The organism is Clostridium sp. DJ247 (assembly GCF_014231265.1).
The window spans coordinates 1-25,370 of sequence record NZ_JABAIW010000038.1; the positions used below are offsets into that span (position 1 = coordinate 1).

Below are 25,370 nucleotides of genomic sequence, written 5' to 3' on the forward strand. Positions count from 1 at the left end.
TTCGCTAAGACTAATAAAAAATATTTAAATGTGACTTCAACATTGGTAATATATCCCTACGTATAAGTTAAATTTAAGTTGAGGTTATCTATGGTATTAATACATAGGAGTAAAAAATAGTTGGGAGTGAACTTGATGAAAGTATTAGTAGTTGGCTCTGGTGGCCGTGAGCATGCTATTGCGTGGAAGGCAGCGCAAAATGCATCTGTAACTAAAATATATTGTGCACCAGGTAATGGCGGTACTGCTTTAGAGGATAAATGCGAGAATCTAAATATAGTAGACATAGAGGAATTAGCTAATTTTGCACAAAAAGAAAATATTGATTTAACTATAGTAGGACCAGAGGTTCCTCTTATAGATGGAATTGTAGACGAGTTTAAAAATAGAGGGTTAAAAATATTTGGACCAACAGCTAAGGCAGCTATGTTAGAAGGAAGTAAAATCTATTCAAAGTTTTTTATGAAAAAGTATGGAATTAAAACTGCTGCCTATGAAGTTTTTGAAGAAAAAGAACCTGCATTGGAATACATAAAATCTTGTGAATATCCTATAGTAATTAAAGCAGATGGATTAGCTGCTGGAAAAGGTGTAGTTATATGTAACGAATACGAGGAAGCTCAAAAGACTATAATAGAATTTATGGTAGATGATATTTTTAAGGGTGCTGGAAAAAGAATTATTATAGAAGAGTTCTTAGAAGGACCAGAAGCTTCTATTCTATCAATCACAGATGGAGAAATAATACTACCTTTTATTTCTGCCAAGGATCATAAGCAGATATATGATGGAGGGGTAGGTCCTAATACTGGTGGAATGGGCGTATTAGCACCAAATCCTTATTGTACAGAAGAAGTTCTAGATGCTTTTAAAAAGGATATTATGGAACCAACGCTTAAAGGAATAAAAGAAGAAGGATTAGACTATACAGGTATAATATTCTTTGGAATAATGATAACAAAAAAAGGACCATATTTACTAGAATACAATGTAAGAATGGGTGATCCAGAAACTCAAGGAGTTTTACCATTAATGAAAAGTGACCTTATAGAACTTATACTTGCAGCATTAGATAAAAAACTTTCAAAGTTTGAATTGCAGTGGCATAATAAGGTTTCATGTTGTGTAGTGGCTGCATCTAAAGGATATCCTGGAAAGTATGAAACTGGTTATGAAATTACAGGTTTCAATAAAGCTGACAACGTATTTGCCGCAGGAATTAAATACGAAAATAATAAGCTTACTACTAATGGTGGAAGAGTATTAAGTGTAGGAGCTTTAGGCGAAAATATAGATAAAGCAATAAAAGAAGCATATGCTAATATAAAAAGTATTGATTTTGAAGGAATATATTATAGAAAAGATATAGGAAATATAGATTAAGGTAAGCAATAAAAAATTATTAATATAATTCATAATAAAACGGATAAAATTACTGGTGTAAGTTGGTGTTTTATTCGTTTTTTGTTTATCCATTGGACTACTAGTGCTAATACTACTGCTTCTGCGAATACTGGGTTAAAGGCTGCTACGCTGTGGATTACTTTAACTAAAATTCAGATGGCATTAAAACTCCACCTATATTAAATTTCACTGTATTTACACTTTATACATAAATATAGTCTATAATAATCCATGGGTAGAAATAATTTTAAGATAATAGTAAAATATGTTATGTGCAAATCTATAACATCAATGTTACTGAAATGATTTGGAGGTAAGTATGAAGGAAGAAAAGAATAAGCCAGAAGTAAAAAAAAGAAGAAAGAAGTTTTCAGTAAGGCTGCTAATAACTTTTTTTATTTATGAACTCATAGTTGTAGCTATAACAGCACCAATATTTATTTTTTATGGACCTTTTCAAAATGTAAAAAGAACTATAGTAGGTACAGCAATGGCTACCTTTTCCCACCAATATATAGCAACAACATTTTTGTCTAGTGATGAAATAAATGGTATCTTAAACAGTTCTTCAAATGGTGAAACAACTAGTAGTGAAATAGAAAATTTAAGCAATATACAGGTTAACCATTCTAAGGATATAGATATTTATGATATACATACTAAAAAATTTGATGGATATATTTTAGAAGTAAAAGATCCAACTAGGATAAGAATAGGATATACAAAAAAAATAGGAGAAGTGGGGCAAAGAACCAGTGAAATAGCTGCTGAAAATGGAGCTATTGCAGCTATAAATGGGGGAGGATTTACAGATAGAGCTTCAAATAATGGCAAGCTTTGGGCAGGTACGGGAGCCTATCCTGAAGGTATAGTAATGTCTGATGGAAATGTAGTTTATAATGATGTTAAATCTACAGAAAAGGTAAACGTAACAGCTTTTAATAAAGAAGGAAAACTTATAGTTGGTGATCATACTTTAAATGATTTAAAGAAACAAGGAGTAGTAGAGGCAGTATCCTTTAGAAATACTTTAATAATAAATGGCAAAACAGTTGCAGTGCAGGATGAAGGATTAAATCCTAGAACCGCTATAGGTCAGAAAGCAGATGGAACTATAGTCATGTTAGTATTAGATGGAAGACAAGGGCTAAAGCCAGGGGCTACATTAAAAGAAGTACAAAATATACTATTGCAAAGAGGAGTAGTAAATGCAAGCAATTTAGATGGAGGCTCATCATCTACAATGTATTATAATGGTGAGGTAATAAACAACCCTTGTGACTGGAATGGAGAAAGAACTGTAGCAACAGCTATATATGTAAAACCTTAGAGGAGAGTGTGACAATGAGAGGATTCAAAAGACTTTTGGTATGGAGTCTAATTCCTATATTAATAGAATTATTAGGATTACTTTATCTAGATAATTTTTATCTTAAGGATGAAACTAGTTTTAATACAGAAAAAATGGATTTAACTTCTAAGAAGGCTCCAAATAAAATAAATATTAAAATTCCAGATTCAGCAGATGATATTCAAGTATCCTATAAAGGAAACTATATTTCATATTATGATAATGGAGTTATTAATGTTGTAGATACATCTAACAACAAAAAGAAGGAAATACAATTTGATAATAATACAAAACTTTCTTATTATAAGTGGCTAAATGATAAAAATATAATGTTAATAGCAGAAAAATATTATGATGTTGATGGTGATACTTATATAAAATTTGAATCATATAGTGCAAAAAAAGATGAAAAAATGCCAGTTAGTGATGAAAAAAATAAACAATTAAAAATATCGATAAAAGATGAGAAATCTGAAGTTCAAGATATAGGACTACCAGGTGCTGGAAATGTAACTTATGTTAAGCTTGGAAAAGAAGGGACTAGAAGCAAAATATATAGAATTAATGTAATGGCGCAATGGGAACAAGTTAACTATCAAGGTAACAAATTAGGGAATATAGAAGCTTTCTACAAAGAAGATAGATTAATTTATGAAGATATTATTGCTAATAGAATACGTGCAACCGGACTTAAAGATCCTATAGCAACTGGAGAAAATGCTAAACATAATCTCTTAAAGGTAGATAATGAAGATAACATATACATAGGGAATGGAGAAGGAGACAGCGTAAATAAAATATTTGTAGTTAATTTGAAAAAAAATAACGGTGATCGGAAAGTAATAACTTTAAAAGAGCCTGTTAAGAAAAGTAATATTTATATCACTATGGATGGAAAAATATATGTTAACAATACTCAAAGTAATGTAGTTACGGATATTGAATCAGGGAAGGAAACTCAATACACGGGAACCTTGTTAAAGATATATAATTATGGAATAATTTCTAAAAATAATGGAAAACTAATTGGAACTTTGTTTTAGCTGAAAAATTTAATTATAACCTTTCATAATTAAATAAAAACACTATCAGTTTATTGAATTTGAATAAATTTTGATAGTGTTTTTATTATATTTGAGCATAATATAAATGGCATTTAAAAAATTCTACATCACTGTGATTTCTTAAAATAATAAAGTTTTCCGTATTCTAAAGAGTAATCTATAAAACCTTTAGTGAAAAGATAACTTATGAAGGCACACACAGAACTATAGCTTAAATGATATTGATAGAAATTATAATCCAACTCATTTAATACAGTTAGATTTTCTAAAATCTCCTCACGAGTTAAAGGTTGATCTAAAAGATCCAGTATTTGTTTATTATAATTTTCAATGTTATGAAGATTTTTTCCTACTAGAGTAATTATTTCGTCCTTATTTAATATATTTTCTGCATGGCCTATAACAAAAAAGTCTGCATCAATTTCTTTTATTTTGGCAAGAGTATTTAAACTTTCTTCTAAATCAAAAAGATATGGTAAAGAATACTTTTCAAGTATATTTTCACTAAAAATAGAGTCACCAAGGAAGCATACTCGTTCAGGAGTTATTACTCCTATTTGTTCAATAGAATGGCCTTTTAATGAAATTATATCAAATTTTTCATCATTAATTTTATTTATGCCATAATCTAAAGTTAAATCTACAATTATAGACTTAGTAGACTTTTCAATACCTTTCATTGGTGAAGAACATGAAAGAATAGAGGCATGAATCTCCTGATTCTCCATAAACATTTTTTCCTTTGATGATGAATAAACCAGACAGCCAGGATAATTTTTTTTGAAATAATTGTTTCCACCACAATGATCTAAATGACTGTGAGTATTTATTATATATTTAGGGTGTAAATTGTTCTCTGAGATCAGTTCATCTATTTTCTTTGCATCACTATTATTAGAACCTGTATCTATGATTAAACAGTTCTTGTTTTTAAATATAAAAACACCAACATTAATAGCTGAATCTATATAGTAAGTATTACCTTTTATTTTATTTAAATTCATAGTAGTCACTTCCTTATAGTAATGATAATTTAACATAGTATTTATTATACATTATATAATTCTATTTATCCATTCACTACCAATAATAATATTCCTAAGAAGAACATTTCCAGGGATTGAAGTTTTTAAAGACTTTGAAGTTTAGATATTACATGATATAATTTTTTGTATGTCATAATAAAAACCAAGCATGGAGGTTAAATAATGTCAAATGTATTACTGATCTTAGCAATTATGGGAATTCTTCAAGGATTAGCTATGAAGTTTAGTAAGAAGGTGCAGGATAAGCTTAGGTTAAATGCGGAAGGTATAAATAAAAAATATGTTAACTTTAAAGTTAACTCTCTTATACTCATTGGTATGGTATTATTAGTAACTCAAGTGGTTTCTGGGTTTAAACCCGAATTAGAGGAGAAAATGAATATATTATTTTCGGCTTTTTTACTTCTATACATAATTACAGACCTTATTCATAAGAAGACTAGGAATAAACAAAATCAGAACTAGGGAGAAAATTTCCTAGTTCTTCATTTTTTCATACTACAATAATTTCTATTTTATCATTCCAAAAAGCATTTTTCCTGCCACAGCTAAAGACATAGTTACAAAAATCGGCTTTATTAATTTAGCTCCATTGGTTAAAGCAACTTTTGTACCAAATCTTGCACCAATCATCATAAATAATGCTACAGGTATACCTATTCTATAGTTAATCTGCCCTCTTATTGCAAACATACCTAAGCTGGCAATGTTGCTTATAAAATTAAGAACCTTCCCATTTCCGCTAGCTCTAAGAAAATCAAAAGAAAATATATTAATGAGTCCAAAAATTAGGAAGGAACCTGTACCTGGGCCAAAAAAACCATCGTAAAAACCTAATGATAAAGCAAGAAGAATACCATAAAATATGCCTTTCTTAGAAAGTCCTTTAAAGTTGTCAATAACTCCAATATTTTTTGAAAATAAGCTGTATATACCTACAAACAGTAAAAGCACAAGTACTATGGTATTAAGGTAAGTAGTATTAATACTAAGCACTGAGTTAACACCTAAAATTGCTCCTATGAAAGTGAAAGGAATTAAAAATTTTAACAGCTGAAAATCAACTTTGCCAGATCGAGCAAATTTAATAGAGCTGGTTAAAGAAGCACAAGAAGATGAAAATTTATTTGTACCTAATGATAAGTGAGGTGGAATACCAGCTAGCAAAAATGCAGGTACACTTATAATTCCCCCTCCACCTGCTATAGAATCTACGAAGGCAGCAAAAAATCCAGCTGCACATAAAAATATTAAATTATTAGTCATAAAAACACCGCCTAACAAGTTAAATTTACGTCGTATGTATAGGGTTCCAAAGTAGAAACTTAACTTATACTCCGGAATATGTTGCCAAACTTCAGCACGTTAAAAACTTTTAATCAGTCTAAAGTTCGTGTTTTTGAAAATCTAAGAAACTTTGATAAACTCGTATCTCAAACATATCAAAGCTCCTAAGATTTTCTAAAAACACTTCACTAAGACTGATAAAAAAGTTTTTAAATGTGCTTCAGTTTTGGCAACATATTCCTACGTATAAGTTAAGTTTCGAGCTTGAACCCTATAATTGTAACATAAAATAATATTCTTATGCTATAGATATAGTTGTTAACTATGGTTTTCTGCATAATAAAAAAAACATACAGCATACAATAATAACTTTGCAAAGTTCTACAAATAATGATGAACTAATTAAAGTATATTATTGTTACTGCATGTTTTTTATTTATTTATCTTCTAGTTTGAACTTTTTTAGTAAATTATGTTTTAGTATTTCATCAGAATACTGTAGTTGATCTAAAGCATTTTCTCTGCTATCTTTTAGGTTATCATTTTCCGAAATCTTTTTTGAGGAATTCATATCATAGTATGTATTGGTTTGAGCCATATAATAATAATTATCATCTATAAAAGATCCGTCTCTAAAAATTACTTTGCTACCTCTGGAGTTAAACAAATCTTTTCCCATTAAGTTTTTGTTAGGCAAATCAAACAAGTTGCATATTGTAGGATAAATATCCATTTGACCACCTAAAGTGGCATTTATGCTAATATAATTTTCTTCGGGAAAGTGTATAATAAGAGGAACTTTCTGAAGTTTCATCCAATCTAAATCGGATAAAGATGATTTACCTAAAAACTTAGCTAAATATATTTCTTGGTTTCTAGGGATTGCATAATGGTCTCCATACAAGACAACTACTGAATCTTTTAAAATACCTTCCTTTTCTAATTGAGTTAAAAACATTCCAAGTTGTTCATCAGTGTAATGTATAGCTTTTAGATAGTTTCCAAGCAGAGTATTACTAAAAGGTTCAACATTAAAGTCACCGTAATTTTTTACATCATCATAGGGAAAATGACTGCTTAGAGTTACCATAAAAGCATAGTAGGGCTTTGTTAAATCTTTTATTTTAGAAACTGATTGAGATAGGAAGGATTTATCACTTAATCCTAAACCTATATTTTCATTAATAGTATAGCTTTTTTCACCATAAAAATTATTAAAACCAAATCGTTTGTAAACTAGATTTCTATTCCAAAAGGTTTCTTTATAACCATGGAAAGCTGCAGTATCATAACCAGCTTCTTTAAAGTTTTTAGGCATTGCATCAAATTCATTTCCACAATACAAGAAATAAGCAGCACCAGCAGCAGCAGGATATAAAGAGTTATTAGATATAAATTCGGCATCTGAGGTTCCGCCAGCAGCTATTTGATAATAAAAATTATAAAAGTATTCACTCTGTTCTGCCCATTTATTAAGATTTGGAGTTATTTCCTGGCCGTTAACTGTATTGTTTAGTACAAAGTCTTGAAGAGCCTCTACTTGAATCATAATTAGGTTTTTTCCCTTAGCAATTCCCTTTAAATTATTAGTATCAGCAGTATTAGTCTGTAAAAATGTTTTAATTTCATTTTCCTTAGCTTTAGATAATGGAGTCTTTTTACTTATATTAGAATAAAGAGAATTATATATATCTAAATAGTGATAGTTAACAGTACCCAGTTTACGTACCACATAAACTTTATTATACATAGTACTTAAAAGACGAGGTTGCTCTAAGGACAAAATGTAAAAACTTCGAGCATCTAGTCCTATACACATAAGTAATAAAATAGTAGCAATAGAAATCTTTATTCTTCTAGGCAACTGAGCATTATTGTTTTTATAAATATAACGGTTGATTTGGGGTAAGATAATAAGGTCTAATGCATAAAAGAAATCTGATAACTTAATAAGATTGCTGACACTAGATTTAACAGCACCTAATTGCAGCCCATTTATTAAAACTGGTATAGAAATCACATCTTTAAAGTATCTAAAATATGTAAGATCACTTATTATGAATATGGTTATAATCAAGTTGCAGAAATATAAAAATCTTGCTCCAAGTCTATTTGAAAAAAACATTGATATAGCTGTAAGAGCTAAAACAGAAAAAAACACTGGAAAAAATAATGAATAAAAAGAGAAATTTTCTGGTTCCATTTGTTTTCCATAGAGCATTACTTTTGAAATAACTAAAAATACAAATAGAAATTTATCTAAATAGTATTTTACAAGAATATTTAACTTTTTCATATTATATCCTCCGTGAAATAAAATTTGGCAAAATAGATTATAAATCTAATATGTGTATAATTGCAAAACAATATGTTAACAAAGTGTTTCTAAACAAATTTATTTGAAAACATATTTTTATAAATTTATATTACTATTTACATACACAAAATAGTATAGCATAATATACTTGGTGTAAAGTGAAAAATAACTAGGAGGAATTGTAAATGTTAGATAAGGATGAACTTAAGGAAGAAATTTTAATAGATGAAAAAGAGGCTAAAAAACGATTTTTGGAAGAATTGAGAAGTAAAAATATGGAACAAACAAAAAAAATAGAAAATAATGATGAGGCTGAACAGATAACAGATGAAGAGTCCTTAAGCACTATAGATAAGGAAGCGTCGGAACAGATTGGAGAAAATGAAAAAGCTTCAGTGGATGAAAAAACAAAATTTCAATCATTTAAAAAGAGTTTTAAGGTATCTTTAATAGATACAGCTGTATCAGCTATACTTTCTGTTGCAGGTGTATATTTATTTGATTTAATTCTAAGACTATTATTTGGATATTTTGTAGTTGATTTTAAAGGAATATATATAATAATATTTTTAATAATATTAGTTATATATCCAGCTATTATGCAAAATTCCAAGGAAAAGCAAACAATAGGAGAAAAGTTATCTAAGAATATACATGCAAGAAAGGTAGAATAAGAATTGAAAAAAGGTAATGAATATGAATTTTACATAGAAAAAACTCAATTTCCTGGTACAGGAGTAGCAATGTATGATGGAATTGAAACGTTAATTAAGGGTGCAGTTCCAGGACAAAAAGTAAAAGCAAGAGTTACAAAAAAGAAAAAAGATTATGCTGAAGCTAGAATGTTAGAAGTTTTAGAGAATGTAGAACATGCAGTTCCAGCTTCCTGTAAACATTTTGGATACTGCGGAGGATGTGGAACACAATTTTTGCCTTATGATAAACAATTAGAACTAAAGGAACACCAAGTTCTAGAACTTCTGAACAAAGGAGACATAAATAACTTTGAATTTTTAGGTATAGATAAAAGCCCAGAAGAATTTGAATATAGAAATAAGATGGAGTTCTCCTTTGGAGATTTTGAAAAAGGTGGAGAACTTACATTAGGTATGCATATAAAAGGAAAAAGCTTTGGTATCATAAATGTTGAAGAATGTCAAATTGTTGATAAAGACTTTAGAGTTGTTTTAGATACAGTTGTTAACTACTTTAGAACTAAGAACGTTTCTTATTATAAAATTATGAAAAGAGAAGGATACTTAAGAAATCTTGTAATAAGAAAAGGAAAGAATACCGGAGAAATATTGATTAATATTGTTACTACTTCACAGTTAGAGTTTAGTTTTGAAGAGCTTACTGAAATACTTGTTAACTTGGACTATTCAGGGGAATTAAAGGGTATACTACATACAATTAATGATAGCTACTCTGATGTAGTTCAAGCAGATAGTGTTAAAATACTTTTTGGAAGAGAATACATAATGGAAGAAATTCTAGGACTTAAGTTTAAAATCTATCCTGAGTCATTTTTCCAAACTAACTCTAAAGGAGCAGAAGTACTGTATAGTATAGTAAAAGACTTTTTAGGTGATGCATCATCAAAAGTGATTTTTGACTTATATTGTGGTACTGGAACTATCGGCCAAATTGTTGCTAAAGATGCAAAAAAAGTTTTAGGTATTGAGCTTATAGAGGAAGCAGTTAAATCGGCAAACGAAAATGCTAAAATTAACGGACTTACAAACTGTAGCTTTATTGCAGGAGATGTGGCTGAGGTAATAAAAAATATAAAAGATAAGCCTGATATAATAATATTAGATCCTCCAAGACCGGGGGTGCATCCCACTGCATTAGAATATGTTACTAAGTTTAATGCTCCTAGCATAATATATGTATCCTGTAATCCAAAAACACTGGTAACAGATCTTAAAATTCTACAAAAATCAGGTTATAGTGTAGAAAAAATAAAACTAATGGATATGTTTCCTCACACACCACACGTGGAGTGCGTAGTAAGATTAGAAAGGAAACACATATAGCTTTAATATAGTAATACCAATGATTTAAAGCCCTCGAGTACACGTACACACACTCGAGGGCTTTCGTATGCGGGAAGATATTTAATAGATTAAAAAAGGTACAATATGAAAAAACCATTGACATTAAAACAAAAAGGTAATATATTATCTATATAGGTAATATATTACCTTTATTATTAATAAATAGGAGATAATAAGGGTAATACAGAAAAATCTGTAAAATACTGATGAAATGGATATAAAAAGTGAGGAGGAGAGGTAAAATGAAATATAATAAATAACAAAAAATAATGTTCAATCAGAGGCACTATTCCAGTTATTTTTAGAAATTAAGGTATTGAACAATAGTCGTCCTAAAAAGTTAAGCTTGAAGTCCAGTTGTATCAAAAAATATATTGAGAGGGTTGTTAAACATGAATAAAATTAATTTTCAACTTAAAACTGATAAAAATCTTTTATATTTCACTATTCCAATTGTTATACTTATTGCAATTTGTAGTGGTATAGGAATTTGGAATCAAACATTGTATTCAAGAGAAACTGCAGATTGGTCGGCACAATGTATTGGACAAGATACTTCAAATATGTTTTTTGTGGCGCCTATTCTTTTAGTATCAGCTATTTGGGCTTCAAAAGGAAGTAAAACTGCAATAATAATTTGGCTTGGGACAATGATTACGAATGCTTATACTTATGTTCTTTATTGTTTTGCTATCCATTTTAATTTCTTATTTCACGTTTATTGTTTAATTTTAGGCCTATCAATTTTTTCATTACTTTATTTCTTTACTAAATATATTAATGAAGACTTCAGAAATTGGTTCACTGGAGAAACACCTAATAAAGCAGTGGGAACCTTCTTGTTAATTATTGTAGTGATATTTGTTTTTTTATGGCTTGCTGACTCGTTGCCTGCAGCTTTAACCAATACAACACCAGAGAGCATTGCTAAGTTTGGTTTACTTACAAATCCAGTTCACGTTTTAGATTTTTCTTTTTTCTTGCCATTAACGTTTATCTCTGCTATAAGTCTGATTAAAAAGAAAACCATAGGATACCTATTAGCACCAATGATGATGGTTTTTGGTATAATAACCGATATCAATATTATTTGTTTATCGTTTGTTGTTATGAAAAAGACTGCTTCTAATAATATGCCACTAATTATTACTTTTATTGTATTTTCATTTGTTTATCTAGGGTTTTTATGGTCAATGTTAAAAAACATTTCACGAGAGTCCAAAATTGGTTAATTATATAAATAGCATCATGGGAGAAAATAATGAGTAGATAAATAATAAAGGAATATAAAGCATTATAGTTAAAGGACATAAGATGTTTTTAAGTTATTTCAAAGCATGAAGAAAACGCAGTGGTAATGCCTGTGTATCTTCATGCTTTTTTATTTTCCTCAGTCCCTTAAGACAACAAAAGAAGAATAAAAGGATTGATAAATTGTAATATGATTTCAAAGAAGGAATTTTATATTATATATAGAATATATAAACTTTGTAATAAAAAGAAAAAGTTTATAAACTAAAAAATAAACTAATATATACAATTTTAGTCATACTGCTATATTTTCCTTAGGAGGCTTAATTTTATGATGCATAGTAAACGTACTCAGCAGAATATTATTTTCTTTATATTTTTTATTATTTTCTTTTTTTCTCTTCAAAAATCTGTTCATGCTCTAGGTGCAGATGAAAAAAGTGTACTAATCTTAAGTTCAAGTGCAAATGGAAGTACTATTTTATCTGGATATGAATCAAAAGAATGGACTGATGAAATTATATCTTCAATAAACTCACAGTTTGTAGACAGTAAAAAAAACATAAATATTAAAATGCAATATATGGGGTTTGGGGAAAAATCTTGGCCGCAATATTATGAGCTATATAAATATAATTTTACAGATACTAGATTTGATGTTGTAATTAGTTTAGATGATAATGCATTTAATTTTTTATTAAAGTATGGAGATAAGTTATTTCCAAATACCCCTGTTGTATTTAGTGGCGTACATAATTTTAATAAATCTACTGCGATGGAACACCCGCTTTTTACAGGAAGAGTAAAGAGTAATGATATTAGAAGCACTTTAGATATTGCTTTGAAACTTCATCCTAACACTAAACAAATATTTGTAATTGATAGTTATGTGGGAGGATTGCAATGGCTCATTCCTTTATATAAAGATAAAGTTAACATAGTATTTTGTAATGAGTCCAATATTATAAAAATTAAAGAAAAAATAAATAATTTACCTAAAGACACTGTTATTTATTTTAGTAAAACATTTTACAATGATAAAGGTCAAAATATCCCCGTACAGAAAATTACAGATTTTCTTTTTAAAGATATTAATATACCCGTATATTCTATATACTATATAGAACTTAACAGAGAAAGTGTTGGAGGAATGATTACATATGGCAGCGACTTAGGAAAAGAAGTAGGTCAACTAGCTTTAAGGATATTAAATGGGGAAAAGCCATCTAATATACCTATTACTGAGGATTCATCACATAAATATGCATTCAATTATGAACAATTAAAAAAATTTCATATTGACTTAAAATCTTTACCTAAAGGCTCAGATATAGTTAACGTCCCAAAAAGTTTTTATACTATCTCTAAAAAAATAATTTTATATATTACAGCTATTATTTTATTAATAATTACATCAGCAATTATTTTTATAATTATTAATATATACAAACGCAGACGAGTTGAGAGATTGTTATCTGAAAGTGAGAGCTTATTAAATACATTAATAAATTATACTCCTAGTATAATTTACTTTAAGAATGCTGAAGGTAAGTTTCTTGATGTAAATAATACAACTTTAACATTATTAAATATTCATGAAAAAGATTATAAAAATAAGAGGGTTCATGAATTAACTAATGTATCAGTTCAGACAAAGTATTTACTAGCAAAATGGGCAAATAAGGATGAAAAAGCATGGAAACTAGGTACTATATATAGATGTGAGGAAGTTATACTAGATGAGAAAGAAAAAATAGACAAGATTTATGACATTTTAAGAATACCCTTATTTAATGATGATGGAACACGTAAAGGGTTGATTTTATTAGGAGTTAATATAACGGAGCATAAGCATAATGAGGAAAATGAAAAGCTCATTAAGGACTTGATGTACTATGATAATCTTAGAAGTAATTTTTTCTCTAATATTTCTCATGAACTGAGAACCCCTTTAAATTTGATTTTTAGTGCTCTTCAAGTTATAGAATTAAGAACTATTTCAGATAAAGAAAAATATAATAGTGAAGAAAAATATATAACAATAATGAGGCAGAACTGCTACAGATTACTTAGAATTATAGGTAATCTTATAGATATAACAAAAATTGATGCAGGACATTTTTTTACACAGCCTCAAAATAGAGATATAGTAAATATAATAGAAAACATCGTATTATCAGTTGTCCAGTATGTAGAAAGCAAGGGTATTTCTATTACTTTTGATACAGAGATAGAAGAAAAAATTATGGCTTTTGATCCGGATGCTATGGAAAGAATTATACTTAATTTGTTATCAAATTCTATAAAGTTTACCCCTAATGGTGGAAGTATAGAAGTTAATATATACGAAAAAGTTAACAGCATAGTTATATCTGTTAAAGATACTGGACTAGGGATACCTAAGGAAAAGCAAGCCTGCATATTTGAAAAGTTTGTTCAAGTAGACAAGTCTTTATCTAGAAATAGAGAAGGAAGTGGCATAGGTCTTTCATTAGTTAAGGAATTAGTAGTTATACATGGAGGAACTATTAAATTAGAAAGTACCTTGGGTAAAGGAAGTGAGTTTAAAATAGAGCTTCCTGTAAGATTGGTACATGAGGATGAAAAAACTACTGAACTTAATACTTATACAAGTGAAGATAAGGTAGAGAGGATTAAAATAGAGTTTTCTGATATATATAATTAGGAAGAGTATTAACGTTAGTATTTTATATAGATTATCCCATAGGGAAAATATTATGTAATTTTAAATTTAAAAAAATACCAGCTGAAATTAAGATAGATATTACTATAATTTTATAGTGGTATCTATCTTAATTTATTTTAACCTATATCAGTATTAACCATTTTTCAAAAGTATGCATATAAAGATAATAACAATATACTTTATTAAGGGATTAAGGAGTAGAAAATATGGGTTATATTATCCTTCAATATACTTTAATAGTAATAATGGTAATCGGTGGTGGTTATTTTTTATATCTTTTGAAAGATAAAGACATAAAAGTTAACCAAGATTATTTTGGCATAACTTATAACATTTTAAATTCTTTGGATGAAGATAATAATTCACATGAAAAGATAAAAAGTATTTTAAGATTAGTTTCTACTGCAGTTCTTTATGTTGAAAATAATTATAAGGATGAAGAAAATAAAACAAAGGAGTACATGGCATTAAAATTTGCAAAAGAAGATTTAAGAAAGCATAAATTAGATAAAGATATAAGTGAGGATAACATAATATATATCATAAGACTGGCAGCTGCATTACTGCCGCCTACTAATAAAGTTTAGTGGTAAATTATAGATACTCATGCTCGAAATTTAACTTATACTCCGGAATATGCTGCCAAACTTCGGCACGTTAAAAACTTTTAATTAGTCTAAAGTTCGTGTTTTTGAAAATCTAAGAACCTTTGATAAACTCGTACCTCAAACATATCAAAGCTCCTAAGATTTTCAAAAACACTTCACTAAGACTAATAAAAAAGTTTTTAAACATGCCATCAGTTTTGGCAGCATATTCCTACGTATAAGTTAAATTTAAGTTATGGTTATCTATATAGATCTGGAACTTTTAAATTTAATTTATGTAGCATAGCATATTACTAGATTGTGTCACATTTAAATAGTTTATTAGCAAGTCTTGGCCTCAAATTAGTAGAAAAGCTTAGTACTTTGATACTGTTTGAGTCTAAACGAGTTTATCAAAGTCCTTAGCTTTTCTGCTAATTTGAGGCTTAGACTTGCCTAAACTATTTATCAGTGGCATAATCTAGTAATATGCTAGGTGGAATAAATTAAATTTAAAAGTTCCGTACCTATATAACCAAAACCAAAGTAATACAGTCAAAATGTTGTTAAAATATAAATGCTAGTGTATAATAAGTCAAAGTATTATATAGAATTTTTATACAAAATAAGAACGTTTGTTTTTATTTTTATTTTTTGATATAATCTTTACCATGGCTATATACAGATTATACTTATAATAAACAAAATTTTGGAGGAAAAATATGGAGCAAAAAGAAAAGCAAATGCAGGTATATGATGTAACGTCTTTAACATCACTAGAAAAATTAGAGCCAGTTCGTGTAAGGCCTGGGATGTATATAGGATCTACAGGAAGTAAAGGACTTCATCACTGCATATGGGAGATATTAGATAATGCTATAGATGAAATATCTAATGGTTTTGGAGATAAAGCTATTATTATATTAAATAAAGATAAAAGTGTGACAGTAGTGGACAATGGCAGAGGAATACCTACAGGAATACATCCTTTAAAAAAGAAATCAGGAGTGGAGATGGTTTTTACTGAACTTCATACTGGGGGAAAGTTTAATAATGATATCTATAAGACCTCTGGAGGACTTCATGGAGTTGGGGCAGCAGTAGTTAACGCTCTATCCAAATGGTTAGAGGTTGAAGTGAGCCAAGATGGTAAAGTATACAAACAAAGATTTGAACATGCATACGATAAAACCGTTAAGAGAATTATGCCTGGTACCCCTGTAACTACTTTAAAGGTTATAGGAACTACAGAGGAAACTGGTACAAAAATAACTTTTATGCCTGATACTGATGTTTTTTCAACTGGAGAATTTAAGTTAGATGTTATAGATGAAAGACTTCAAGAATTAGCCTTTCAAAATAAAGGCATAACTTTAAAGCTTGTAGATAATAGAAAAGAAGAAAAAATAGAAAAAGAATATCATTCAGAGAGAGGTTTATTAGATTTTATAGAATATTTGAATGAAAGCAAAACTCCTTTACACAACCCACCAGTTTTATTTGAAGGAGAACGAGAAATAAATGGGTTAAACCTTTATGGTGAAGTTTGTATTCAGTTTACTGATTCTACAACGGAGCATATAGCAAGCTATGTGAATAATATCCCTACAACAGAATCAGGAACCCATGAAAGTGGTTTTAAGACTGGTATGACAAGAGCTTTTAAGGAATGGGCTAAGAAACTGAACCTTATAAAAGAAAAAGATAAAGAATTTGAAGGTGACGATCTTAGAGAAGGTATGACTGCTATCATAAGAGTTAAAATTACTAATCCTATATTTGAAGGACAAACAAAAACTAAGCTTGGAAACACAGAAGCTTATACAATGATGAATGATGTTGCCTATGTTAGATTTTGTGAGTGGATAGAAGACAACAAAGAAACTGCAACTTTTATAATAAATAATGCATTGGAAGCAGCAGCAAGACGAGAAAAAATTAAAAAAATAAATGAGGCTGAAAAGAAAAAAATAGGCAAGGGTACAGCGCCTTTAGCTGGAAAGGTAGCTGTATGTACTATTAAAGATGCAGAGTTTTGTGAGTTTATAGTTGTAGAAGGAGACTCTGCGGGAGGATCTGCTAAGCAAGCAAGAGATAGAAGATTTCAGACTATAATGCCTTCAAAGGGAAAAATAATGAATACAGAAAAACAAAAGCTGGAAAATGTACTTGGAAGTGAAGAATTAAAAATATTTAACACTGCTATAGGTACTGGAGTACTAGAAAATTATAATGAGTCAGATTTGAAATATAATAAAATTATTATAATGAGCGATGCCGATGTAGATGGATATCATATACGAACCTTATGGATGACGTATATTTATAGATATATGAGACCGCTTATAGCAAATGGTCATCTTTATATAGCATTGCCACCTTTGTATAAAGTATACAAACAAGGAAAAAATGGAGAAATAGTAAAGTATGCCTATAGTGATGATGAGTTAGGTAATGCTAAGAGGGAAGTTGGAAAAGGAGCATTAATTCAGAGATATAAAGGTCTTGGAGAAATGAATCCAGATCAATTATGGGAAACCACATTAAATCCGGAAACAAGGACACTACAACAGATAACCATAGATGATGCGGCTAAAGCAGAAAAAATGGTATCACTGCTTATGGGAGATGTGGTAGCACCGAGAAAAAATTATATGTATAAATACGCAGAATTTTAGATAGGAGGGATTAAAAAATGGCTAAAAAGCAATTAGCTATTCCCATTGACAAAAATATAGTTAAAGTTTCCATTGAGGAAGCTATGCCGGATAACTATCTTCCTTATGCAGTTGAGGTAGCTAAAGAAAGAGCTCTTCCTGATGTTCGTGACGGATTAAAGCCTGTGCATAGGAGAATAATATATGGATCCTATATGCTTAAGGCTTTTCCAGATAAGCCCTATTATAAATCAGCTAGAATTGTAGGAGATATCCTAGGTAAGTATCATCCACATGGTGATACTTCTGTATACGATGCTATGGTAATATTAGCTCAGGATTTTACAACTAGAGAACCCTTAATTGATGGACATGGTAATTGGGGTTCGCAAGACGGAGACAATGCAGCTGCTATGCGTTACACAGAAGCAAGACTTACGCCTATTGCCATGGAAATGATAAGAGATATAGATAAGGGAGTAGTTAATATGGTGGATAACTACTCAGCATCGGAGAAAGAGCCAGAAGTTTTACCAGCAAGGTATCCTAATTTACTTGTAAATGGAGTTTTTGGAATAGCCGTGGGACTTGCTACTAACATTCCACCACATAATTTAGGGGAAGTAATAGATGCAACTATAGCATCCATAGATAACCCAGAAATAAAAACCACAGAGCTTATGCATCACATAAAAGGACCGGATTTGCCTACAGGAGGTATAATAATAGGCAAGAACTCACTAATCTCTGCTTACGAAACAGGAGAAGGTAGGGTTAGCCTAAGAGCAAAAACCTCTATAGAAAAATTAGAAAACGGAAGGCTTGGAATTGTTATAACAGAGTTTCCATATAGAAGAAGTAAAGCAAAGCTTCTTCAAACTATTTCCGAAATGACGGCAGATAAAAGACATTCTAAAGCTTTAGAGTCTATTTCGGACATTAGAGACGAATCAGATAGAACAGGAGTCAGAGCAGTAATTGAGTTTAAGAAATCTATTGAGGAGGAGGCTGTACATAAAGTTCTTAAGTATTTATTTAAAAGAACAGATTTACAGTGTAATGTTTCCTTTAATATGGTAGCTATAGCAGAAGGAAAACCTCAGACTTTAGGACTTAAAGCTATACTGAAATATTATATAAATCATCAAAAAGAGGTAGTTATAAAAAGAACACAAAGAGAATTGGAAATAGCTGAAAGAAGATTCCATATAGTCGAAGGTTTCATAAAAGCTATAGGTATAATGGATCAGATTATAGAAACCATAAGAGCATCAAAGTCAAAAAAAGATGCAGGAAAAAATCTTATGGATAAATTCGGATTTACAGAAATTCAAGCAGAAGCTATATTAGAACTTATGCTTTATAGACTTACAGGTCTTGAAATTGTATCTTTTGAGAAAGAGTATAAGGAATTGGAAAGAGAAATAAAGAAACTAAATAAGATACTTGGAAGTGAAAAAGAGCTTCTAAAAGTTATAAAGAAAGAGCTTTTAGATATAAAAGAAAAATACGCTAGTATAAGAAAAACTGACATCGTCGAAAATGATGAAGAAGCTAAAATAGATGTAGAAGAACTAATAATAGAAGAAGATATAGTTATAACTATGTCTAATGAAGGTTTTATCAAGAGAATCTCTCAGAAAACCTATAGTCGCTCAAATGTAAATATTGAGGATATAGAATATAGAGAAGGAGATTATAACAAATATATAATAAATTCAAATACTAAAAGTACTATAGTGTTCTTTACTGATAAAGGAAATATGTATCAGATAAAAGGAATAAATATTCCAGAGTTTAAATGGAAAGATAGAGGAGAAAGAATTGATAATTTAATTAAGGGACTAGATTTATTGTCAGAAAAGGTTATAGCCCTTTACTCTATGGATAGTTTAGATGAACAAAAAGAATTTGTTTTTTTCACTAGCAGCGGTGGTATAAAGAAGACCAGTATAGACAAGTTTAGTACAAATTATTCTAAAATTATGGCTTTAAAGTTAAAAAATGAGGAAGAACTTATTGAAGTAAGGTTACTGGACCAACAAAGAGAAAAGAAGGTAATTAGTATAAATACAAAAACAGGGCTTGATTTTACTATAAATGAACCTGTGCTAGAATCTGTAGATAGAAATATACTAACTACTCAATTAATCAATTTATCTCCAAGAGACAGAGTTATCAGCGTTGATTTTGCTGATAAATTTTTATATAAAGAATTTAGTGTAGCCATAGATAAATCTGGTATAATTAAAGTATATGATTCTACCAGCATCAGTAAAAATTTAAGTACTTCTACAAATTCTAATAGTAAAATTCTTATATTTTTAAGCGATGGAAGAGTACTCTCTATATATGCACTAATGCTTCAGAATTTAGGAAATAAAGGCATGGATATAAGGGATATATGGGATAACATAAGTAGGAATAATATTTTAAATGTAATTTCATTAGAGAACAATACTGAAAAAGGTAGTATATATTTCTTTACTAAAAAAGGTCTAATTAAAAAAACATCTATAGATGAATTTCAAGGGGAATATTTAAGTACTGTTGCATATAAGTTTAAGAACCATAAGGATTTACTTATAGATGTACAATATTATAAAGAATATAATGAAGAGATATTATTAATAACTAAAAAAGCTATGTGTATAAGATTTGAAGGTAGTAGTGTTGGCTACATGGGAAAAATAGCATCCGGAGTTACTGGAATAAGTCTAAAAGAAGATGATGAGGTGATATATGCTTCATTGTTGATAAATAATAGAGATAAGAATAAAAATATATTTATAAAATCCTCTAAAAATATACAACATACAATTGCTTTGAATAGTATTAAGGCCCAAAATAGAGCAGGAAGAGGAAAATGTTTAGTTGCTATGTCTATGGAAGATGTTATTATAAAGACGGATATAAAATAATAAATTTAAGGATGGTGTTTTTATGAAAAAGGCTATAGTTTTACTAGCAGAAGGTTTTGAAGAAATAGAAGCTCTTACAGTAGTAGATGTTTTAAGACGAGGAGGAGTACAGTGTACTACTTGCTCTATAGGTGAAGAAATTGAAGTAACAGGATCTCATAGCATCCAGGTAAAAGCTGATGATCTACTATCAAAAGCAGATGTTAATAGTTATGATGCAGTAGTTATTCCGGGAGGAATGCCTGGTGCTGCCAACTTAAGAGACAGCAATGCTGTTATTGAATTAGTTAAAAAATTTAATGATGAACATAAGTTAATAGCTGCTATTTGTGCAGGGCCTATAGTTTTAGGAAGAGCTGAAATACTTAAAGGTAAAAAAGCTACATGTTATCCTGGATACGAAGATCAATTGGGAGCAGATACTACTGTGGAGGATATAGTAGTTCAAGATGGTAACATTATTACTAGCAGAGGGCCAGCAACTGCTGCATATTTTGCATACGAGATACTAGAAAATTTAGTTGATAAAGAAACTATAGAGAAGCTTAAGGACGGTATGCTTATAAATTTTGTAGAATTTAAGCATAAGCTAGCTAAGTAATTAGATTAATAGATATAATACATAAGCTCTAATTAGATATAAGCGGGCAGTCATCGGATAAATAGAGTTCTTGGCATCAGATGGAAGTTAAATGCTGTTTATGCATTTAACTTCCATTTGATGCTTAGAATATGGTATTTTTTATAAATATTAAATTAAAAAAATTAATAATTTCAATAAAAAATTTTCCAGCTCAGAGAAATGTTTCATTTAAAATATGAATGGTTAAATATAAATTAATTCATTGATGTTTTTATAAAATTAATGGAAATGCAATGTAAATGTATTCATAAAGAGGGTGTAGTTATATAAATAGTTATAAAAAAATAATAACGCAATATACGGATGTAACATTTTCAATGTATTGTATATTCGGAATTTTTGAATATTTATAAATATGCTTACATTGTACTAATCGTAAGAATTAACGCAAAAAATAAATAAAACATGATTTCTATTTGGTTAAATGAAGAAATTTAATCTAAAATGAGCTTTAAATATGAGAAAAACAGCTATGACAAAAATGTAGAATAATATATAATCATTCCATACCAAAATTAAAAAAATTTACTTTTAGAGGTGTAGGGAAAATGGAATTAAAATTAGGAAGGTTCCTTATAGGTAAGAGTCTGAAAACTGAAGATTTAAAGGATGAAAAATTTAATGTTTTTTGGGGATTACCTATTTTATCTAGCGATCCTATATCTTCTGTAGCTTATGCTGGAGAAGAAATATTATGGGTTCTTGTACCGATAATAGGACTCATGTCGTACAAGTACATGTTTTATGCGGCTTTATGTATAGTATTTTTAATGTTTTTACTTGTATTTTCCTACAGACAAACCATAGATAACTACCCTAATGGAGGGGGGGCCTATATAGTTGCAAAAGATAACTTAGGTACTATTCCAGGACTTACTGCAGCTGCTGCGCTTTCGGTGGATTATATTTTAACTGTAGCAGTAAGCACCTCTGCGGGAACAGCAGCATTAGCTTCAGCAGTGCCTGCGTTATATCCGCATAGGGTTATCATAAGTATAGCTCTTATATTAATATTGACAATAGGAAACCTAAGAGGTATTAAGGAAGCTTCAAGAATATTTGGAGTACCTACCTATTTATTTCTAGTAGCTGTTATATCAATGATTGTTGTAGGTATTGTTAAGGTACATATATTTGGGTATGTTCCACATACGTCATATAAAATACCTGATATTACTGGAGATCTTACTTTACTTTTATTTGTTAGAGCTTTTGCAGCAGGTTGTACTGCATTGACTGGTATAGAAGCTGTAAGTAATGGTATCCCAAGTTTTAAAGAACCATCGCAAAAAAATGCAAAAAGAGTTTTAGAATTGCTTGCTTTTTTAGTCTTAACAATATTTGGTGGACTTTCTTATTTAGCAACACTTTATCATGCAGTACCCAATCCGCAAGTAACTGTTATTGCACAAATTGCTTCTCAAGTTTTTGGTACAGGCTTTATGTTTTATATACTTCAAATAACTACGGCAATTATATTAATTATGGCTGCTAATACAGCATTTACTGGATTACCTCTTCTTTTAGCTTTGATGGCTAAGGATGGATTTGTACCAAGACAATTGGCTAAAAGAGGAAAAAGATTAGGTTTTTCTAACGGAATTATTGTTTTAGCAATTTTAGCATCTATATTAGTAATAATATTTAAAGGTGATACACATCTTCTTTTACCTTTATATGCTGTTGGTGTATTTATATCATTTACATTATCACAGTCAGGTATGTTTACAAAATGGTTAAGAGGTAAGCAAAAAGGATGGAGACATAAAGCATTTATAAATGGCTTAGGAGCTCTAGTAACTTCTATAATGGTAATTATAATAGGAATAACTAAATTTGTGCATGGAGCATGGATTGTTTGTGTACTTATACCGATACTTGTTTATATTATGATCAAGATAAAATGCCATTATAATAAAGTAGCAGAACAATTGAAGTTAAACATTAATCAAAAACCTAAAGCGATAAATTTTGCAGAGCAAAAAAGATACGCAATAGTTCCAATCGATACTTTAAATAAGTCTTTCTTAAAAGCGCTAAATTACGCTAGGACTATGTCAGATAACATAATTGTTTTTCATGTGTCTGTAGATGATGTAGCTACTGCAAAGCTACTTAAAAAATGGGACGAGTATAATGTTGGTATTCCTATAATAGTAAAAAAATCACCATATAGAAACGTAGTAGGTCCTTTAGTTAAATTTATTGAGTCAGAAGAATATGCAGCGGGTCCTAGGGATATAGTAACTGTAGTAATGCCGCAGTTTATAACTACTAAATGGTGGGGAAATATTCTTCATAATCAAACTGCATTATTTGTTAAAACTATGCTTTTAAAAAGAAGAAATATTGCTTTTGTTACTATTCCATATATAATATTTGAAGAATAAAATTAAAGAGGGATTTTCCCTCTTTAATTTTTTATGCTATTTAAAGTAAGTTATATAGGTTTCCGCGGTAGAAACTTAACTTATACTCCGGGATATATTACTATACTTTGTCACGTTAAATATTTTTAATTAGTCTAAAGCTCAAATTTGAAAAAAACCTAAGAACTTTGATAAACTCGCTATGCTCAAACAATCTAAAGTTCTAAGGTTTTTTCAAATTTTCGCTAAGACTAATAAAAAATATTTAAATGTGACTTCAGTATTAGTAATATATCCCTACGTATAAGTTAAGTTTCCAGCTAGGAACCCTATAAATTATATAGTAGTTTCAATTATAAAGTAAGAATTAGATAGAGTTTATATTAAATTTATAAACAACTATGGTATTATATATTTATGTTTAATTTCAGTATTTAGAGATAAATTTTTATATATGTTATATATTAAAATTGGAGGCTAACATGAAAAAATGTGTTTTGAGAAATGGCGTTAAGTTAATATATGAGCATAGAGAAACGGAAATAACGTCCTTTTGTATAGGATTTAATGCAGGAGCACAGGAAGAGATAAGGGGTTTTAAATTAGGGGTTGCTCATGCTGTAGAACATATGATATATAAGGGTACAGTTAATAGAAGTGAAATGGAAATTAATAAATTATGTGACGAAATTTTTGGATTCCAAAATGCCATGACAAACTTTCCTTATGTAGTTTACTATGGGACTTGTCTTTCACAGGATTTTGAAAGAGGAATTGAACTCTTTTCAGATATACTCTTAAATCCCAGGTTTCCTAAAAATGGATTTAAAGAAGAAATGAATATAATACTACAGGAACTTAAAGAGTGGAAGGATGATATTCAGCAGCATTGTGAGGATAGTCTTTTATATAACGCCTTTAATAAAATAAGAATTAAGGATTTGATAATTGGAAATGAGCGAAGCATAGAACATATTAAAATAAAAGATATAGAAGAATTTTATAAAACTTACTATACTCCAAATAACTGTGTAATTAGTGTATGTTCTTCTCTACAATTTAATGAGGTTCTTGAAACTATAAACAACTATTTTGAATGTTGGGAAACAGCGTTTAATCCAATAAAAAAAGAAGAATATGAAGACAACAATGAAGGTATATTTGTGGAAAAAGTACCGGGTATCACTGGTGCAAAAATACAATATATCTTTAAAATAGATTCCTTAGATGAAAATGAAATAAAAGCTCTAACTTTATTTAATGAGGCCTTTGGGGATGGAACAAGCAGTATACTATTTGAACAAATAAGAACTAACAATGGCATGGCTTATGAAGTTAGGAGCAGTATAAAAAATGAAAGAGGAATAAAACTTTTTACTATAAGTATGGGAACTTCTTCTTGCAACGTAGAAAAAGCTATACAACTTGTAGATAAAAGTATTGAAAACATAAAAAATAAAAAAGCATACTTTAATGAAGATAACATAAGACAATTAGGTAAAAGAACAAATCTAAAAAGACAACTTAAGCTTGAAAAATCTATTCAGCTTTGTAAAGAGCTAACAACTTATGAACTAATGTATGGTTCAGCTGAAAAAGTGTATAATGAAGTTAGTAATTTAGAACTTATTAATGAACAAGATATACTGAAGGTATTAAATAAAATATTAAAGAAACCTACTGTGCAGGTTATACTTCCTAGTTAG

General features: G+C 29.4%; 17 protein-coding genes. 14 read left to right on the forward strand and 3 right to left on the reverse strand.

Annotated features, from left to right (window positions below):
* The first annotated feature begins 135 nt into the window (after positions 1–135).
* From purD to HGI79_RS14960, 3 genes are all read left to right on the forward strand, one after another.
* Positions 136–1,383, forward strand: a complete 1,248-nt coding sequence (purD, locus tag HGI79_RS14950; protein WP_185651502.1) for a phosphoribosylamine--glycine ligase — start codon at positions 136–138, stop codon at positions 1,381–1,383.
* A 340-nt stretch (positions 1,384–1,723) separates the two neighbouring features.
* On the forward strand, positions 1,724–2,734 hold the full coding sequence (locus HGI79_RS14955; RefSeq protein ID WP_185651503.1) for a phosphodiester glycosidase family protein: 1,011 nt from the start codon (positions 1,724–1,726) through the stop codon (positions 2,732–2,734).
* A gap of 14 nt (positions 2,735–2,748) precedes the next feature.
* A complete protein-coding gene (locus HGI79_RS14960; protein WP_185651504.1) occupies positions 2,749–3,798 on the forward strand; it encodes a hypothetical protein in 1,050 nt (349 codons plus the stop codon).
* 128 nt (positions 3,799–3,926) lie between these two features.
* Here HGI79_RS14960 and HGI79_RS14965 read toward each other — a convergent pair whose 3' ends face one another.
* Entirely contained in the window at positions 3,927–4,823 is an 897-nt protein-coding gene (locus HGI79_RS14965) for an MBL fold metallo-hydrolase (protein ID WP_185651505.1), read from the reverse strand.
* 204 nt (positions 4,824–5,027) lie between these two features.
* On the opposite strand from HGI79_RS14965, the gene HGI79_RS14970 reads away from it, so the two are divergent.
* Positions 5,028–5,330: a hypothetical protein gene (locus HGI79_RS14970; protein WP_185651506.1), complete on the forward strand. Its 303-nt coding sequence runs from the start codon at positions 5,028–5,030 to the stop codon at positions 5,328–5,330.
* 45 nt (positions 5,331–5,375) lie between these two features.
* On the opposite strand, the gene HGI79_RS14975 is transcribed toward HGI79_RS14970, so the two are convergent.
* Both HGI79_RS14975 and HGI79_RS14980 read right to left on the reverse strand, forming a co-directional pair.
* A complete protein-coding gene (locus tag HGI79_RS14975) occupies positions 5,376–6,131 on the reverse strand; it encodes a TSUP family transporter (protein WP_185651507.1) in 756 nt (251 codons plus the stop codon).
* A 457-nt stretch (positions 6,132–6,588) separates the two neighbouring features.
* Positions 6,589–8,448, reverse strand: a complete 1,860-nt coding sequence (locus tag HGI79_RS14980) for an LTA synthase family protein (protein WP_185651508.1) — start codon at positions 8,446–8,448, stop codon at positions 6,589–6,591.
* 206 nt (positions 8,449–8,654) lie between these two features.
* Between HGI79_RS14980 and HGI79_RS14985 the strand changes: the two genes are divergently transcribed.
* The 10 genes from HGI79_RS14985 (at position 8,655) to HGI79_RS15030 (ending at position 25,370) form a co-directional block, all read left to right on the forward strand.
* Complete coding sequence (locus tag HGI79_RS14985; protein WP_185651509.1) at positions 8,655–9,143, forward strand: hypothetical protein; 489 nt, start codon at positions 8,655–8,657, stop codon at positions 9,141–9,143.
* A 3-nt stretch (positions 9,144–9,146) separates the two neighbouring features.
* Positions 9,147–10,508, forward strand: a complete 1,362-nt coding sequence (gene rlmD / locus HGI79_RS14990; protein ID WP_185651510.1) for a 23S rRNA (uracil(1939)-C(5))-methyltransferase RlmD — start codon at positions 9,147–9,149, stop codon at positions 10,506–10,508.
* A gap of 413 nt (positions 10,509–10,921) precedes the next feature.
* Positions 10,922–11,761 carry a hypothetical protein gene (locus HGI79_RS14995; RefSeq protein WP_185651511.1) on the forward strand — a complete coding sequence of 280 codons (840 nt, stop codon included), beginning with the start codon at positions 10,922–10,924 and terminating at the stop codon, positions 11,759–11,761.
* A gap of 350 nt (positions 11,762–12,111) precedes the next feature.
* Complete coding sequence (locus tag HGI79_RS15000; protein WP_241428226.1) at positions 12,112–14,466, forward strand: ATP-binding protein; 2,355 nt, start codon at positions 12,112–12,114, stop codon at positions 14,464–14,466.
* A gap of 227 nt (positions 14,467–14,693) precedes the next feature.
* Positions 14,694–15,074, forward strand: a complete 381-nt coding sequence (locus HGI79_RS15005; protein ID WP_185651512.1) for a hypothetical protein — start codon at positions 14,694–14,696, stop codon at positions 15,072–15,074.
* A 722-nt stretch (positions 15,075–15,796) separates the two neighbouring features.
* Positions 15,797–17,752 (forward strand): type IIA DNA topoisomerase subunit B, encoded by a 1,956-nt coding sequence (locus HGI79_RS15010; RefSeq protein WP_185651513.1) that lies wholly within the window; start codon positions 15,797–15,799, stop codon positions 17,750–17,752.
* Between the two features lie 17 nt (positions 17,753–17,769).
* Positions 17,770–20,652 carry a DNA topoisomerase IV subunit A gene (locus tag HGI79_RS15015; protein ID WP_185651514.1) on the forward strand — a complete coding sequence of 961 codons (2,883 nt, stop codon included), beginning with the start codon at positions 17,770–17,772 and terminating at the stop codon, positions 20,650–20,652.
* Positions 20,653–20,674: 22 nt separating this feature from the next.
* Positions 20,675–21,253: a DJ-1 family glyoxalase III gene (locus HGI79_RS15020; protein ID WP_185651515.1), complete on the forward strand. Its 579-nt coding sequence runs from the start codon at positions 20,675–20,677 to the stop codon at positions 21,251–21,253.
* A 590-nt stretch (positions 21,254–21,843) separates the two neighbouring features.
* The gene (locus HGI79_RS15025; RefSeq protein WP_185651516.1) at positions 21,844–23,685 is read left to right on the forward strand and encodes an APC family permease; all 1,842 of its coding nucleotides are present in this window, start codon (positions 21,844–21,846) and stop codon (positions 23,683–23,685) included.
* 461 nt (positions 23,686–24,146) lie between these two features.
* The gene (locus HGI79_RS15030) at positions 24,147–25,370 is read left to right on the forward strand and encodes a pitrilysin family protein (RefSeq protein WP_185651517.1); all 1,224 of its coding nucleotides are present in this window, start codon (positions 24,147–24,149) and stop codon (positions 25,368–25,370) included.